This is a genomic window from Candidatus Poriferisodalis sp. (assembly GCF_965237655.1).
Taxonomy (GTDB): domain Bacteria; phylum Actinomycetota; class Acidimicrobiia; order Acidimicrobiales; family Poriferisodalaceae; genus Poriferisodalis.
In genome coordinates, this window is sequence record NZ_CBDEGB010000001.1 from 254,556 (window position 1) to 269,253 (window position 14,698).

Annotated in this window: 12 protein-coding genes; 6 read left to right on the forward strand and 6 right to left on the reverse strand. The window is 65.7% G+C overall.

Going from position 1 to position 14,698, the window contains the following annotated elements; all coding sequences use genetic code 11:
- Positions 1 to 21 precede the first annotated feature (21 nt).
- The 3 genes from extP to ACPXYO_RS01285 all read right to left on the reverse strand — a co-directional run bounded on the left by extP (position 22) and on the right by ACPXYO_RS01285 (position 1,750).
- Complete coding sequence (extP, locus tag ACPXYO_RS01275) at positions 22 to 738, reverse strand: selenite/tellurite reduction operon b-type cytochrome ExtP (RefSeq protein WP_423918609.1); 717 nt, start codon at positions 736 to 738, stop codon at positions 22 to 24.
- Positions 739 to 886: 148 nt separating this feature from the next.
- The gene (locus tag ACPXYO_RS01280; protein ID WP_423916031.1) at positions 887 to 1,303 is read right to left on the reverse strand and encodes a 4Fe-4S dicluster domain-containing protein; all 417 of its coding nucleotides are present in this window, start codon (positions 1,301 to 1,303) and stop codon (positions 887 to 889) included.
- 12 nt (positions 1,304 to 1,315) lie between these two features.
- The gene (locus ACPXYO_RS01285; RefSeq protein ID WP_423916033.1) at positions 1,316 to 1,750 is read right to left on the reverse strand and encodes a hypothetical protein; all 435 of its coding nucleotides are present in this window, start codon (positions 1,748 to 1,750) and stop codon (positions 1,316 to 1,318) included.
- 331 nt (positions 1,751 to 2,081) lie between these two features.
- On the opposite strand from ACPXYO_RS01285, the gene ACPXYO_RS01290 reads away from it, so the two are divergent.
- On the forward strand, positions 2,082 to 2,855 hold the full coding sequence (locus tag ACPXYO_RS01290; protein ID WP_423916035.1) for a c-type cytochrome: 774 nt from the start codon (positions 2,082 to 2,084) through the stop codon (positions 2,853 to 2,855).
- A 102-nt stretch (positions 2,856 to 2,957) separates the two neighbouring features.
- On the forward strand, positions 2,958 to 4,229 hold the full coding sequence (locus tag ACPXYO_RS01295; RefSeq protein WP_423916037.1) for a geranylgeranyl reductase family protein: 1,272 nt from the start codon (positions 2,958 to 2,960) through the stop codon (positions 4,227 to 4,229).
- 182 nt (positions 4,230 to 4,411) lie between these two features.
- On the opposite strand, the gene istB is transcribed toward ACPXYO_RS01295, so the two are convergent.
- Both istB and istA read right to left on the reverse strand, forming a co-directional pair.
- Positions 4,412 to 5,176 (reverse strand): IS21-like element helper ATPase IstB, encoded by a 765-nt coding sequence (gene istB, locus ACPXYO_RS01300; RefSeq protein ID WP_423916039.1) that lies wholly within the window; start codon positions 5,174 to 5,176, stop codon positions 4,412 to 4,414.
- Positions 5,173 to 6,657 (reverse strand): IS21 family transposase, encoded by a 1,485-nt coding sequence (gene istA / locus ACPXYO_RS01305; RefSeq protein ID WP_423918612.1) that lies wholly within the window; start codon positions 6,655 to 6,657, stop codon positions 5,173 to 5,175. Before istA ends, istB begins: the two co-directional genes overlap by 4 nt.
- 395 nt (positions 6,658 to 7,052) lie before the next feature.
- Between istA and ACPXYO_RS01310 the strand changes: the two genes are divergently transcribed.
- The 4 genes from ACPXYO_RS01310 to ACPXYO_RS01325 all read left to right on the forward strand — a co-directional run bounded on the left by ACPXYO_RS01310 (position 7,053) and on the right by ACPXYO_RS01325 (position 11,686).
- Positions 7,053 to 9,542, forward strand: coding sequence for a fibronectin type III domain-containing protein (locus ACPXYO_RS01310; RefSeq protein ID WP_423916041.1), 2,490 nt, complete (start codon positions 7,053 to 7,055; stop codon positions 9,540 to 9,542).
- Between the two features lie 10 nt (positions 9,543 to 9,552).
- A complete protein-coding gene (locus tag ACPXYO_RS01315) occupies positions 9,553 to 9,849 on the forward strand; it encodes a hypothetical protein (RefSeq protein ID WP_423916042.1) in 297 nt (98 codons plus the stop codon).
- Positions 9,850 to 10,002: 153 nt separating this feature from the next.
- A complete protein-coding gene (locus ACPXYO_RS01320) occupies positions 10,003 to 10,164 on the forward strand; it encodes a hypothetical protein (RefSeq protein ID WP_423916044.1) in 162 nt (53 codons plus the stop codon).
- A gap of 244 nt (positions 10,165 to 10,408) precedes the next feature.
- Positions 10,409 to 11,686, forward strand: a complete 1,278-nt coding sequence (locus ACPXYO_RS01325; RefSeq protein WP_423916045.1) for an ATP-binding protein — start codon at positions 10,409 to 10,411, stop codon at positions 11,684 to 11,686.
- Between the two features lie 588 nt (positions 11,687 to 12,274).
- On the opposite strand, the gene ACPXYO_RS01330 is transcribed toward ACPXYO_RS01325, so the two are convergent.
- The gene (locus tag ACPXYO_RS01330; protein WP_423916047.1) at positions 12,275 to 14,671 is read right to left on the reverse strand and encodes a 3'-5' exonuclease; all 2,397 of its coding nucleotides are present in this window, start codon (positions 14,669 to 14,671) and stop codon (positions 12,275 to 12,277) included.
- Between the last annotated feature and the right edge of the window lie 27 nt (positions 14,672 to 14,698).

Sequence of the window (14,698 nt, forward strand, 5' to 3'; positions counted from 1 at the left end):
GTTGCGGGACGTTCAGGGTTCCTACAGGGGTCCCGATATACCTCCGTCCTTTCTCACTCTCCAGAAATGGATCGCCATGAAGATGACGATCACAAAAGGAAGCATCAAGACGTGCAGCACGTACCACCGCAGCAGCGTCTCCGCTCCGATCTGCTGGCCCCCCAGCAGCACGAAGCGCACTTGATCACCGAAAACGGGCGTGAACCCCATCATGTTCGTGCCCACCGTCACCGCCCACAGCGAGAGCTGATCCCACGGAAGCAGGTAGCCCGTGAAGCTGAGCAGCAGCGTCAGTTGCAGCAGCATCACGCCGACGACCCAGTTGAACTCCCGTGGCGCCTTATAGGCGCCGTGGTAGAAGACCCGGGCCATGTGCAAGAAGACGGTGAGCACCATGAGGTGCGCAGCCCATCGGTGCATGTTTCGTACGAGCAAGCCGAACGCAACCTGCGTGTGGAGGCTCTCGATGTCCGCCCAAGCCGCCGTGTCGGTGGGTCGGTAGAAGAACATCAGGAAGATGCCCGTGATCGTCAGCAGGATGAACAGGAAGAAGCTGAGACCGCCCAGACACAGCGTGTAGCTGACCTTCACCGCGTGCCGCTTCACCTTTACCGGGTGAAGGTGGTACAGGACGCTGTTCATGATGACGTAGGAGCGGTTCCGGGGGCTGTCGGTGTAGCCCTTGCGGAAGATCGAACCGGGGCGGAAGACCGACGTCCAGAACTGGCTGTCCTGCATCCAATCGGCCGCCTGCGATTGCGCGTTCTGGAGACGCTGCGGCAGGTTCGGCTTGGTTTTGGGGGACTCGAGAGCGTTCGCCATATCTGTTCGATCTAGGTCGACCGGGTACTTTGCTGTCGCAGCAGTTCAAGCATCGGGGCTGGCGCTACAGACGCATTCCGTAGGCGTAGCCGTGGGTGTGGGTCCGGCCGTGGACATCGCCTGACGGCGGAGGGTTGTTGCTGACCCTGCCGAGCGTGATCACGCCGGTCGGGCAGCGGTCGACGCACAGCGCGCAGCGGGTGCACACGTCGTCGTCGATAATGAAGATGGCGTTGTCGGTGGGATCCAGCCCCGGCAGTTCCACGCCGACGGCCTCGTCGACCGCCTCGGTGGACACGTACCAGATGCACTTCCATGGGCAGATGTCCACGCAGCCCTCGCACTGGATGCACTCGGACTGGTCGATATTGATGAACTGCTTCGGCTTGACCGCCGCGTCGAGATACGTGGCATCGACCTGATGCAGGACGTAATCGTCCCGGAACTTGGGCATCGGCGGATTTGCGTCGTTCGCAGCCATGGGTTCGCGCTTTCAGTTGCCCTTGATGAGGGGACGGCCGTAGTCCGAGGTCGCCTCGGCGGTGGGCTGGGCCCTGTCGCGCCGCCGCCACCACTTTGACAGCAGCGGAATGGCGACGAGGGCCACAAGGTGCTCGATCACGACCACGGTGTCGCTGACCTTCTTGAGGTCGATGCGCATCGGCGGGAACGTGATCGGAGACGTCATGAACTGCCCCTCAGTGACCAGGAAACGCTCGACCGACCAGCCCCATTCGTTGTCGGTGAGGCGGACCCAGCGGTCGGGAACGATCCCGAAGACCAGCAGCAGCATCATGAACACGTAGGCCGCCCCCAACATGGCCTCGCCCCAGGTGGTGGGACGGCCAGTGGGACGGCGCTTGCCGTACCACATGAAGCCTGCAACCATCAGCGCGGTGACGAGGATCGAGGTGAGGAGTGCAACCACTCTTTCGTTCCTCCCGCGTTCGGTCGTCGGCGTGTCAGGACTGTTGCAAGCTGGCGCTTTCGATGCTGTACCGAGTGCGTCAGCCGCAACGAGACCGGGGCAAAGATTACCGGCGCCCCGGCTATGGCGCGTGATGTTCTAGCACGACGGCCTGCGGTCGCCACCATGTCACCGCAATCCGTCATCGCAATTCGAGTTGACTTCTACTGCGCCATTGGAGTGACTGCGTGGCAGACTTGCGCCTCGGTGCGCTCGGGCGCGTATCGTGCCCTGCGAACTTGGCCCCGACGGCCGTGCCAGAACCCCTGGGGGAAACCCCGCGGAGGATCCCGTGACCGATGTTCCCGAGTACCTGCTGGAGCGCTCGCGACAACGTCGCATTGCCTTAGGGGTGCTCGAGGACGACGGCAGCGAGGACGGTGGCGCCGCTGCTGCGGCGGCGCCGGCGGCCGGTGGAGCTCCGACGGCAACGCCAGGCCAGGCTGAGATGATCGCTGCGGCGCGCGAAGCGGCGAAGCTCGAAATCGAACCCGCACCGCCGCCTGACGCTGCATGGGTGGTTGCGGCCCAGACCCGTCACCGGATTCCGATCTGGGTGCTGCCCGTGCTGTTCTGCCTGCCGCTGTGGGCGTTCGTGTACGTGAAGCTGACCGAGCCGCCCCCCGAGCCGATCACGGCGATTACCGAAGGCGCGACCACATTCTCAGTGCGTTGCGCAAGCTGTCATGGCGGCGATGGCTCCGGTTCCGAAGGCGGTGCCGTGGGCCGACCGCTGTGGAACGGCGAGGTGCTGCTGACGTTCCCCAGCCTGGACGATTCGTTCATCGAGTGGATCTCGGTCGGCTCTGAGGGGATCGGCTTGGGGCAGGCCTATGGCGACCCGAACCGCCCCGGCGGCGCACACATCGCCGGCGGCAGCGACAACGCCGCCAACATGCCCGCATTTGGCGAAGTGCTCAGCGAGCACCAGCTGTACTCGGTCGCGCGCTACGTCCGCGAGGTCATCGGCGGTGAAGAAATCAGCGATGAAGTCGCGGCTGAGCGTGACGCCGAGTGGGAACACCGCGGCGGCGGCTCCGATTCCGGTGAGGGCGGCGGCCACTGAGGCCCAGTTCCCAGCGCTGCGGCGCGCCTGCCGGGCCCCGTTCCGCCGGGCACCGTGGCCGTGACCCAAACACCGTGACGCAGACACCTTGACCCAGACACCGTGACCCAATCACTGGCGTGCGACGTGCTCGTCGTCGGAGGCGGGCCTGCCGGCTGTGCTGCCGCCTACTGGTCGGCGCGCGCGGGGCGTGACGTCGTGCTCATCGAACGCGCGAGCCATCCACGCGAGCGCGTGTGCGGCGATGCGCTGACTCCGGTCGCAGTGGGTGAGCTCATCGACATGGGCTGCGATCCCAGCGCCGCGCGCTGGCACCGGCACCGTGGGCTGCGCATCACCGCCCACGGTCAGAGTCTCGAGGTGACGTGGCCCAAAGGGGGCCCGTCGCCTGGCTATGGCATCGTCGTGCGCCGGCCGAGATTGGATGCGCTGATGTCGGTCCGTGCACAATCGGCGGGGGCACGCGTGCTGACGGGTACAGAGGTCACGGCTCCGCTGATAACCGATGGTCACCTGCGGGGATGCACTGCGATCGCCACCGGCGCGGGCAGTGTGCCCGAAGGGCCGGTAGTCGCGCATGCCCGCTATGTGGTGATCGCTGACGGGCCGCGCTCGAACTTCGGCCGGGCGCTCGGAACCGTGCGAACCCGGACCTACGCGCAGGGCTTGGCGATGCGCGCGTATTACCCCACGCCGCGCCATGCCGAGCCGTGGATCGAGTCGGTCTTCGCACTCACCGATCATGCAGGCAGCCAATTGCCGGGCTATGGCTGGGTGTTCCCGGTCGGCGATGGCACCGCGAATGTGGGCGTGGGTCTGCTCAGCCATCACTACGGCAACGAGGCCATCTCGCTCGAACGCCTCTTTGAGCAATGGACCACCCAGATTCCTGATCGTTGGGAGATCGACCGCGCTGGACCGCATTCCGCGCCGGCGGGTGGCCGGCTCCCAATGGGAGGATCGGTGCGCCCGCGCTCGGGGCCGAATTGGGTGGTGGTCGGCGATGCGGCTGGCAGCGTCAACCCTTGGAACGGCGATGGCATCGGTCCGGCGCTGACAACGGGTCGGCTGGCTGCTGAGGTGATCGGACGAGCACTCGACGCCGACGACGGTCTCGAGCTGCGGCACTACGAGGCCGCGCTGGCTGCCCGTTGGCAGCGGTACCACCACCTCGGACGGCTGACGACGCGCGCGCTCGGCCAGCCCGGTTTGATGCGGAAGCTGACGCAGCTGGCGATCCGCTCCCCCCGGATGGGGAACCTGGCCATGCGCGTCTCGACCGACCTGCTGGCGAGCAAGGCTGGTCCCATCGGCCCCCGCGGCATCTACCGGGCGGCCTCGGGGGTGGCGCGACTCTGGCGACACCGCACCTAAAGCACTAGCGGATAGGGGCCCCGGGCTTTTCATCCGTCGCGATAGTCGATGGATGTCTGATGGCGGTCACCGTTGGTGCCGACTGTCAAGGGCCAGTGGGATCTGCCCAGTGGCGGACAGCAGGACTGCCCGTTGGTGGCCAACAGAACTGCCCGGTGGTGGCCAGGTGTTCTGCCCGTGGGTCAGTTGGTCAGTGGCGTCACCCCCTTGCCGGCGGTGGCTTGGGTGAGGCGGATGCTGTCGCCGGCGGTCATGACGACGTGGGCGTGGTGGAGCAGCCGGTCGACGGTGGCGTTGGCGATGGTCTTGGGCATGAGTTCGTCGAACCCGGCGGGGTGAAGGTTGCTCGACAGGGCGATGGAGCGTTTCTCGTAAGCGGCGTCGACGACCCGGTAGAGCGCCTCGGCGGTCTCGGTGGTGACTGGGAGCAGGCCGATGTCGTCGATCACGATGACGTCGGAGCGCATGATCCGCCGGATGGCCTTGGCGGCGGTGTCGTCGGCGCTGTGGCGGCGCACGAGCGCGCCGAGGTGCTCGAGACTGAACCAGGACACCTTGTGGCCGGCATCGACGGCGGCCTGGCCGAGCGCTTCAAGGAAGTGCGTCTTGCCTGTGCCTGATGGTCCGCACACGACGAGGTTCTCGTGGCGGTGGATCCACTCCAGGGTGCGTAGCGCCCGCTGGGTCGGCGCCGGGATCGAGCTGACGGTTCCGTCCCAGATGTCGAAGGTCTTGCCGGTGGGGAACCCGGCCGCTTTGCGCCGGGCCCGGATTGAGGATGCTTGGCGGCCGGCGAGCTCCTCGGCCAGCAGTGCCCTCATTGCTTCGGCCGGTTCCCAGCGTTGTGCCTTGGCGGTGGCCAACAGGTCCGGTGCTGCGGCGCGCATGTGGGGTAGGCGCAGGGCGCGGAGCAAGTCGACGACCTCGTCGATCGGCGCTGGGTTCATCGGTCGCCTCCGAGGCGACCCCAAGCGGCGGTGCCGGGCTGCAGCGAGTGCGCGTCATCGGCGCGCCGGGGTTGTCCGGGCGGGTCAGCAGCCAGGATCGAGGCCAGGTCGCCGTCTGCGAAGCGGCCGAACATCGCGGAGTGGCCGAGCGCCCAATCAACGCGGACCTGGCCGTGGAGGCGGGCAAGGGTGACGGCTTGGGCCATCTTGACCTTCATGCGGGTCGTGCCCGCGGCGGCTGCTTCAACGAGCCAGGTGCGGGCGCCGTCTCCGATGGCGAGGAACTCGGTCTCGGCCGCGCTCGTCGGCTTCGGACGCCGCGCCAGTGGCCCAGCCGGGCGTGGCGGGTAGTGGGCGTCGTCGATCATCGGATGCCCGGGTGTCGAACTCTGGTGGCGGGCGACCTCGATTGGGCCTGACGGTGCGCAGTGGGTGACGACGACCTGGTCACCGTCGACGCGCACCCACACCGTCTCATCGGCGAGGGTGTGCGGGACCGAGTAGGTCACGCCGCCGAAGCTGACCGTGGAGCTCCAAGAGACTTTCCGGGTCTCCCCGAGCGCTGCCGTGTATGGGCGTTCGGGCAGCGCGTGCAGCCGGTGCCGTTCCTCGGTGAGCATCTCCACCGGCGCCCGCCGGGTCACCCGATGGACCCGCTCGTTCACCTCAGCGGTGAACGCCTCGCAGGCCTCGACCAGCTCGGCCCAACTGGCGTAGTCGCCGCGCAGGTTCGCGTCGGTTGGCACCAAGTCGGCCTTGGCGACCCGCACCGTCGCCTCGCTGCCGCCTTTGGATTCAGGGTCCGCCGGCACACACGTCGCGACCGTCACGCCGTAGTGGCCGCCGACCGCAACGATCTCCGGATGGCGCACGGCGATCCCGGCGACGTGGTCGATCGTGACCGTGCGCTCGTTGTCGGTGAGCCAATACGTCGCAGCGCCGCCAAAGGCTCGCATCGCCCGATCCACACAGGCGATCACCGTGGGCAGGGTGCGGTCCCAGGTCGCGATCACCACCCGGAACCTCGACCACGCCAGCCACGCGCAAAACAGATTCGTCCGCCGCCCGGCGATGACCGGGCCCGCGCCCCAGTCCCACTGCGCCCACATGCCCGGCTCGGGGATCCACGGCCGATACACCCGCCGCCGACCCGCCCGGAAGCTCTTCTTGGCCTCCGCCACTGCTCGGCGCACCGTGCGATCCGAACCCTCGAACCCCAACGCTTTCAGCTTGGCGTGGCAACGATCGGCGCGGATCTTGCCACAGGAGCGCTCCACCCACTCCTCGATCTTCGGCAGCCACGGATCGATGATCCGTTTCCGCCGCACCGGGCCCACACCCCCCAGCCGACCCTCGTCGCGCTCAGCCACATACGCGGCGACGGTGTGATGCGAACAACCGGCCAGCTCGCCGGCATCCCGGAACGACCCAGTCAGGTCGAACGCTTCCAACATGTTCATGATTTCCTCGCGAGACTTCACTTGCTCCTCCTGCTCGATGGTCACGGTTGTGGTGACCGGCTATTCGAGTAGGAGGAGCACCCCGCCGCGGTGCACCCCGACGGGAAATGGACTTCAACGCGGGCAGTTCTGTTGGCCGCCGCTGGGCAGAACCGTCGGCCGCCAGCGGGCAGCTACATGGCCGCCACTGGGCAGGATCTCATGGCCGCCGACAGCCGACCACCGCGACTTGGCGGAATCGTGAGCCCTCCTGGTCGTCGATTCGCGGCGTACCGAGGGATTCCGCAATGAATCAATCTCATGCTGATAGACATTTGCATTCATGTTTGCCGCGCGGTGCGCAGAGGAGTTCATCATGCAGAGGATTTGTCTGTCAGACCCCCCCCCCCCCTCGCATGAGGCGCGCATGTGGCGCAGTGCTGACCATCGCATTCCTGTTCTCGAGTCTGGTACTGATCCCGGCCGTCGCAGCGCAAACCGCGACCGTGCCGTCCGAGCCGTACGCAGCGCGGATGTTCGCGAACCACAGCACGATCACCGTGCTGTGGGGGGCACCTGACGACAGCAGCGCATCGTCGGTCACGAAGTACAGGGTGCAATGGCGCAACCTGACCGCGAGTGAGGGCTGGCCGACCGGCAACGACTTTGGCGATGCACACCGGCAAGTCGAGATCACTGATCTGTCGAACCTGTGGTATCGGATCACCGGACTCACCAGCGGTGCCGATTACCACGCGCGTGTTGCAGCAGTAAGTGATGACGGCATGGGACCGTGGGCTGAGTCCTCGAATTTCAGCGACTTCGGAAAGCTGAGGGCCCCCGACACGGTCTCCACGCTGTCGATGCCGCCGACTGATTTCACGCTGGCGCCAGGTGATGGGACAATCACCGCGACGTGGGGCGCGCCGAGCGACGGCGGCGGCGGCGAGTCTGACAGCTACCGGCTGGAATGGCAGGAGCTGAACGGTGCCGGTGAGCCGGTTGATCTAACGGACCTTGAGGATCGGATCTCCAGTCTGTCCCACACCATCTCCGGCCTGACGAACGGGACCTCCTACCGGGTGCGGGTTGCCGCATTCCACACCCGACTGAATGCGGGTCGCTTCACACCGTGGCTGTCAGCATCGCCGACGGATGCAGCCTCGCCGCCGTCAGTGACGTATTCCGCGCCCGCCGATCCATCGCCGTCAGTGGCGCCACAACCGCCGGATACCTACCGATCAGCAGGAGGTCACGGCGTCGGCATCGTCTGGTGGTATGAGCCGCCGGACACTGACACGGTTCCCGGAGACGGCGGCAGCCCGGTCACGAGCTACACCTTGCAGTGGAAAACGGGCACGGACGCCTGGCCGACGGGCAGCAGCTACGGCATCGCCGATCGGCAAGTCCGGATCGACGTGCCGGCATCGCTTGTGGACAGCCAGGCCGGCTCCGTGCTCGACTACCTCATTCCGGGACTAGACGACGGTGCGGCCTACACGGTGCGGGTCGCGGCAACAAACAGCGCCGGCCAGAGCGACTCGGACGAGCAGACCATCCGGTTGCGAAGCCATCCGCCCTCGGAACCTCGAGAATTCTGCCTGGAGGTCAACGATGGCGGCATATCTGTGCTGTGGGACGCGCCGGTCGATCGTGGCGGAGATCGCGTCACGGGATACGACGTCTCCTGGAAGCCGCTCGGCGCAGCCGGGTATCAAGACCAAGACCGCGATTCCGTCAGTGGGAGCAGTACTCAGCACACGATCGATTCGACCTCAGAAATGCTGGTGACGGGCGAGTCCTACGCCGTGCGCGTTCGTGCCAAGAACCGCTATGGGGCGTGCCGCCACGTCGACGAGCTGACGATTGCGTATGAAACTGGCGCCAAGGCAGGCACCTGCCCGACCGCACCGCCATCCACGTCGCCAACTACATCGAATCGAGATGTTCGCCAGATTCCAGCGCCACAGAATCTTCGCCCGACAATCACGCGCTTCAGCGGCCCAGATCGCTATGCGACCTCGTTGGCGATAGCGCGAAGGGTGGCGCGCGACACCAGCGGAAGCACCGTTGTGCTGGTGTCGGGCGAAAGCTGGGCTGACGCGATGGCTGCTGCAGGGTTGGCGGGACGGCTGCGCGCGTCGATTGTGCTCGTCCCCAAGGATGGACTCGGCAGCGACGCGCTGAAATTCTTGTCCCAGACCGGTGCCAGAAGGGTCGTGGTCGGCGGCGGCGAAGCGGCCGTGCTGGCCTCGACCTTGGCAGGTTTAAGCCCCGGCGTCACTGTGGAACGCGTCTCTGGCTCTGACCGCTACGCGACCTCCGCGGCAGCGGCCCGCCGTCTCGGATCCGGGGGCTGGCTCAGGGGCTTCGGCCGGGTCGCATTCGTGATCAGCGGCGTGTCGCACGAACACGGCATCTCGATTGGCCCGGTCGCAGCGCGCGGCGGACACCCAGTCCTGTTGACGCGCTCCGATCGCCTGCATCCCGATGTCGAGGCGTATCTGGCCTCGGGCGCGGTCACCCATGCCATCTTGGTGGGCAACGAGGCTGCCGTGGACGCCGGTACAGCCCAGACCATCGCCGATCTGGGGCTTCAGGTCACTCGTCTGGCCGGAACAGATCCATATGCGACCGCGATCGCCGTGGCGAAGTTCGCCATTGGCGGGTCCGAAGCCGGGCCAGGCGCGCAGTGTCACGGCACCCCGGTGGTCGGTCTCGCGGCGTTGGCGAGCTCGATGGATGCGTTGAGCGCAGCACCGATGCTTGGCAAGTCATGCGCTCCGCTGCTGCTGAGCTCGCCTGAGGGGCTGACGCAAGCCACCAAGAAGTACCTGCTCGCGCTGATTCGAGAGTACGGCGTCGCCGTGCATGTCATTGGAGGTCAGGCTGCCATTCCGGCATCCGTCGTCGCCTCGTTCCGATGACCTCGGTCGTGTGGGCGAGGCTGACGAACATCGCTTCGTAGGCACCAGGCGCGAATGCCACCCCACGAGCCAGCAGCTCGGCGTGCAGGCGGGCGTAGGCCTGCTCGTCGGTCGTGCGGGCGTCGTCGTAGTCCGCCGGCACCCAGCCTGGTTCAGGACCCCAACCGCAGTACAGGCCGACGAGGGTGCCGACCTGGCAGACGATCGCGTCGAACCCAGCGTCCGCAAGGACGTCATTGGGTCGTGGTTGGCGATGCGGCCGGCAGCATCAACCCTTGGAACGGCGATGGCATCGGTCCGGCGCTGACAACGGGTCGGCTGGCTGCTGAAATGATCGGACGAGCACCCGACGCCGACGACGGTCTCGAGCTGCGGCACTACGAGGCCGCGCTGGCTGCCCGTTGGCAGCGGTACGACCACCTCGGCCGGCTGACGACGCGCGCTCGGCCAGCCCGGGCTGATGCGGCAGTTGACGCAGCTCGCGATTCGCTCCCCCCTGATGGGGAACCTGGCCATGCGCGTCTCGACCGACCTGCTGGCGAGCCCCGATGGCCCCCGCACGGACCGGCAGATTTACCGACTCGCCTCCTCGGTCGCGCGGCTCTGGCGCGACCGCACCTGAGAGACCGCGCGGAGAGGTGACGTCTCGGAAAGTTGCTGTCACGCTTTCTGTGTGCAAATTTGCCGTCTGTGGCGGCATTTCTGCGCAGAGTCGAGACAGTCGGGGCCGCCGGGCATCGCCGCCTACCCGCTAAGCCTCTAAGAGCGTTCCGAGACAAGCCGAAACCCAAGATGCGGCCAACCGGCTCTTTCTTGCGGCATCTGAAAGGTATTTTCTGCGGTATCAATGAGGTATATTTTGCAGTATGACTATGGGCGGCCTCGGGCCTCAGGGCTACATCCCGCGAGTTGTCGATCAGCAAATGCAGCGATTGCTGCGAACGGCACCCGCCCTGGTGGTCGAGGGTCCCCGTGCGTGTGGCAAGACGTGGACCGGTCGGATGTTTGCCAACAGCATGGTGCGATTCGACGAACTCGATTCGACCCGTCGACAGCTCGAGGTGAACCCGGCCTCATTCCTCGTCGGTGACACGCCAAGGCTGCTAGACGAATGGCACGTCGCCGATGGCCTGTGGAATGCAATGCGCCACGCCTGCGATGACCGGGGGGTCAACGGTCAATTCATCTTGACGGGCTCGGTGAAGCCCGCCTTCACCGCCACCGATCACAGCGGGGCCGGTCGTGTCGCTCGGCTCCGGATGCGCCCGATGTCGCTGTGGGAATCGGGTGACTCGTCTGGCGCAATCTCGCTTGCGAGACTGCTAAACCGCGACCCCTGCGCAGCAGATCCCGCTGGGCCAGATCTTGAGAGCGTCGCACGACTGATCTGCCGCGGCGGCTTTCCGCGGTTCATCACAATGGACCACGCCGACGCCCGGGAGCGCCTGCGTGACTACCTGCGCGACGTCTCGCAGATCGACCTGGCGACCGGGGAGTCCGCTAGACACGACCCGCGGAAGATGTTGGCGTTGATTGCGTCACTCGCCCGCAACGAAGCTACGTCTGCCTCGCTGCGAACGTTGATTGACGACACCGCAGGCTTCGGGGGCCCATCTGACCGCGACACAGTTCGGCGGTATCTCGACCGGCTGACCGATGCGTTCGTCATCGAACCACTCCCAGCATGGTCGACACACCTCCGTGGCACAGCGACGTTGCGCTCCACACCGAAGCGGTACTTCGTGGATCCGTCACTCGCGACGGCAGCGCTGCGAGCATCACCAGAAGGACTGGTCGCCGACCTCGAGGCGCTCGGCTTCCTCTTCGAATCGCTGGTAATCCGTGACCTCCGTATCTACTCCCAGACCTTCGACGCCGAGGTCATGCACTACCGGGACAGCAAGGAGCTGGAAGTCGACGCAATCATCACCCGAGGCGCCGGCGATTGGACCGCAGTCGAGATCAAGCTTGGCGGAGCGGCAGCCATCGAGGCGGCAATTGCATCACTGCGTCGCCTGCGCGCCAAGGTCGACACCCAACGCGCCGGCGAGCAATCACGCTTGATCGTCATCACCGCGGCCGGCAGGGCCTTCGAGACCGACGACGGCATAGCCGTCGTCCCCATCACCCACCTCCGCCCCTGAACTGTCCACCATCGGTCCCGATGTGCGCTCGCATCTTGGGCCTCAGAATGGCGGGCCAGCGGCGGGACTTCCGGTTGTGACCGGCGAGATGCCCGGACGCAAGGACGCGCTGTCGGGGAGGTCGCGGTTACCGCCGATTCCGCGTCGGGATCAACTCTCCACGAGCGCTATGTTCAACACAAACGGCCAGCTGGGAGATGTGGGCGTGCGGACCACGAAGATCGTCTACTAGCAAGAGGACGAGTGGTGGCTCGGCTACCTCGAGGAATTCCCTGACTATTGGACGCAAGGCAAGACGTTGGAGGACCTCGAAGAGCATCTGCGCGATCTCCACGCAGATCTGACGAGCGGTGAACTACCGGGAGTCCGCCACGTCGCCGACCTCACGCTGGCGTGAAGCGGGCTGAACTGATCAGGCGAATCCGCGCGACAGGGTCGGTCTTGGTTCGGCACGGCTCAAAACACGACTGGTATCGCGCCCCAATATCGGCGCGTATCAGGCGGTGCGCGCCATAACGAGATCAATGAGCGACTAGCCAGACAGATCATCAAACAGCTCAGCCTGCCAAGCGATTGACAGCTCAGTTTCTAGGTGGCCGGGACGCGGATGGTCTCGAAGTGATCGCGGCCTGCGTCGATCAGCGAGTGAGGCTTCTCGCTGCACACGACGTAGAGCGCGTCGCGGGCACGGGTCATGGCGACGAAGAGCTTGGTGGCGGCGAGCGCCTCTGCATCGGCGCGCTCGGCGGGAGGGAACTTGTTGGAGGCCGTGAACGGCCATGCGCCGTGCGACACACCGAGCAGAAAGACGACCTTGAACTCCAGGCCCTTCGCCCGATCGAAGGTCCCCACCTTGACCTCTTCGGACGCCTTGCCGGCGAAGTCCTTCAGGTTGACACAGCTCAGGCCGGCCTGCTCCAGTACTGAGATCGCGGCGTCGACCTGGCTGTTCGTGACCGCAAAGACGCCGAAGTCACCCAGACTCAGCGCTGGGTTCGTTGCGGCGAGCAAGGTGATTTCTTCCACCACGTACCGGCGCTCATCGCCTTGATCTGCGGCGATCACGAGGCGCGGCGTCACACCGTCACGGCGAGTTTCCCATTGCGCATCAGCGCGTCGCCGCGGCCGCGCTGATGTCGGCACCGCAGATGCTGAGCCAGACGGTTCGTCGTCTGTCTCGTCGCTGAGATCGCCAATTTCCTGCGCGCCGGTACAGGCCATGGCTGCCTCGATGATCTGACGCGTGTTTCGGTAGTTGACGACCAGCACTTCGCTGCGGCCTCGAACTTCAATGCCCGCATCACTCAGTGCGAAGCCTCCGGGATAGACACGCTGGGCGGCATCGCCGACAATCAGCAGCGAGTTGTGGCCAAGCACGAAGCCGTGCCCTTCGCCGGTCTCGTAAGGGACGCGTTCGGCCACCAACGCGCTCAGCAGCTCTAGGCCAATCTGGGTCAGGTCCTGCGATTCGTCGACAAGCACGGCGCGGTATCGAGGCTGCGGGAGCGATCGCACGTAGTCACGCGCTCGGCGGATGCGGTCATCGAAGTGTTCGAGGCCCTTATCCGCCATCACTTCGCGCCATGCGAGATGGAGGTCCCACATCTGGTCGCGCACGGGTTGCTGGAACGCAACTTCGCGGCCGTGGCGCCTGATCTTGCGATAGGTCTCCAAGTCTCCGATGTCACGCCCGATGATGACCTTGGTCACCTCGTCGATGAGGTAGTCGTCGGAGAGTCCCAGCGCGTGCAACGGCGAACCGGGGCGAACCACGTCGCGCTTCGCCCGCGCGAACGTGCTCTTCGACTGCGCTACGTTGACGCTCGCCTGAGGGCCACCGCGATACTCGTCGATCACTTGGCACAGGCGGTCCGCGAGTTGGTCAATATTCGTGAACTCGACCGATCCCGAGACGGACGTGGGCAACCTCGAATACAGACTCTCGAGCACGGGCGGCAGACTTCGGATGAAGGTCGTGAAGAGGATCGGCCGGGGTTCCTCGCCGAATATCTCTTCTTGCAACGGGCGCTTGGCCAGCCAGGCCGCTCGATGCAGTGCCACGGTGGTCTTGCCGGTACCCGCTGAGCCGCTTACCCGGGCAGGGCCAGTGAAGTCGCGTTCGACGATGTCGCGCTGCGAGGGGTGCAGGAAGATCATCCAGTCCTCGATCGGAGCTTCGGCGAGGCGCTTGACTTCGTCGGCGTTTAGCGTGATCGAAAGCGCGGCCGCGGCACCACGCTCGGTGATGTCTCGAGCGAACTGCTCGACAGCCGCTTGCTCTGCCGCGGTTAGCTGATCGCTGCGCCATTGGTCAGGATGAACATCGTGCAGTTCAAACAAGAGTTCGAGCAGCGAGAGTCGCAAGGCGATGTTGTCGTCGCCCGGCCAATGACGCAGCAGCACGTCGTCCCCGTCAAGATCGGTCGCACGAACCAGCGCCTCCACCTGATCGGCGCTCACGCCACCGAATTCGTCTCGCACCTTGAACATGTCGAGCACGTCTGCGGCAGACCACATCCACAGCAGCGGTCGTTGCGGCTCGTCCTTCGTCGACAGGTGCTCCCGGCGCTCGTGGACGTACGAGTCTGGCTTGGAGTGGCGTTCTGTCGACGGAAGGCCGTCTTCAGCCGGCTCGCTTGCAGGCATCACCTCGCTCGGTGGCGGCGCAGTCGGCAGGGTTCTGATGCGCTCGGCCCGCTCATAGACCGCGTCGTGATGACCGGCGTGAACCAGCTCGCTTATTGCTCCGAGGCGCCGGAGCAAAATGCGCAGATCCTTAGATGCCCGCGCGGACCACAGCCAACCGACTGAACTCCTGAAGTTCAGCTTCTTGAGGTTCAATCCGGGATGCGATGGGTCCTCAGCGAGCTGCCCCACTGCATCCCAGACGCTGATCTGCTCGTTCCTGGCGAGTTCGTGCACCGAGTTTCGAAACCCGGGCGCGAGTCGCAGATCGCGGGCGACATGCACCGTCGTGCTCGACACGAGCGATGAGATTAGCCCACCCATTGT

Bases quoted from the DNA above. Each gene is read 5' to 3' on its own strand.
- extP (WP_423918609.1), bottom strand. From the start codon at position 738: ATGCAGGACAGCCAGTTCTGGACGTCGGTCTTCCGCCCCGGTTCGATC.
- ACPXYO_RS01280 (WP_423916031.1), bottom strand. From the start codon at position 1,303: ATGGCTGCGAACGACGCAAATCCGCCGATGCCCAAGTTCCGGGACGAT.
- istB (WP_423916039.1), bottom strand. From the start codon at position 5,176: ATGAACCCAGCGCCGATCGACGAGGTCGTCGACTTGCTCCGCGCCCTG.
- ACPXYO_RS01320 (WP_423916044.1), top strand. From the start codon at position 10,003: ATGCGGCAGTTGACGCAGCTCGCGATTCGCTCCCCCCTGATGGGGAAC.
- ACPXYO_RS01325 (WP_423916045.1), top strand. From the start codon at position 10,409: ATGACTATGGGCGGCCTCGGGCCTCAGGGCTACATCCCGCGAGTTGTC.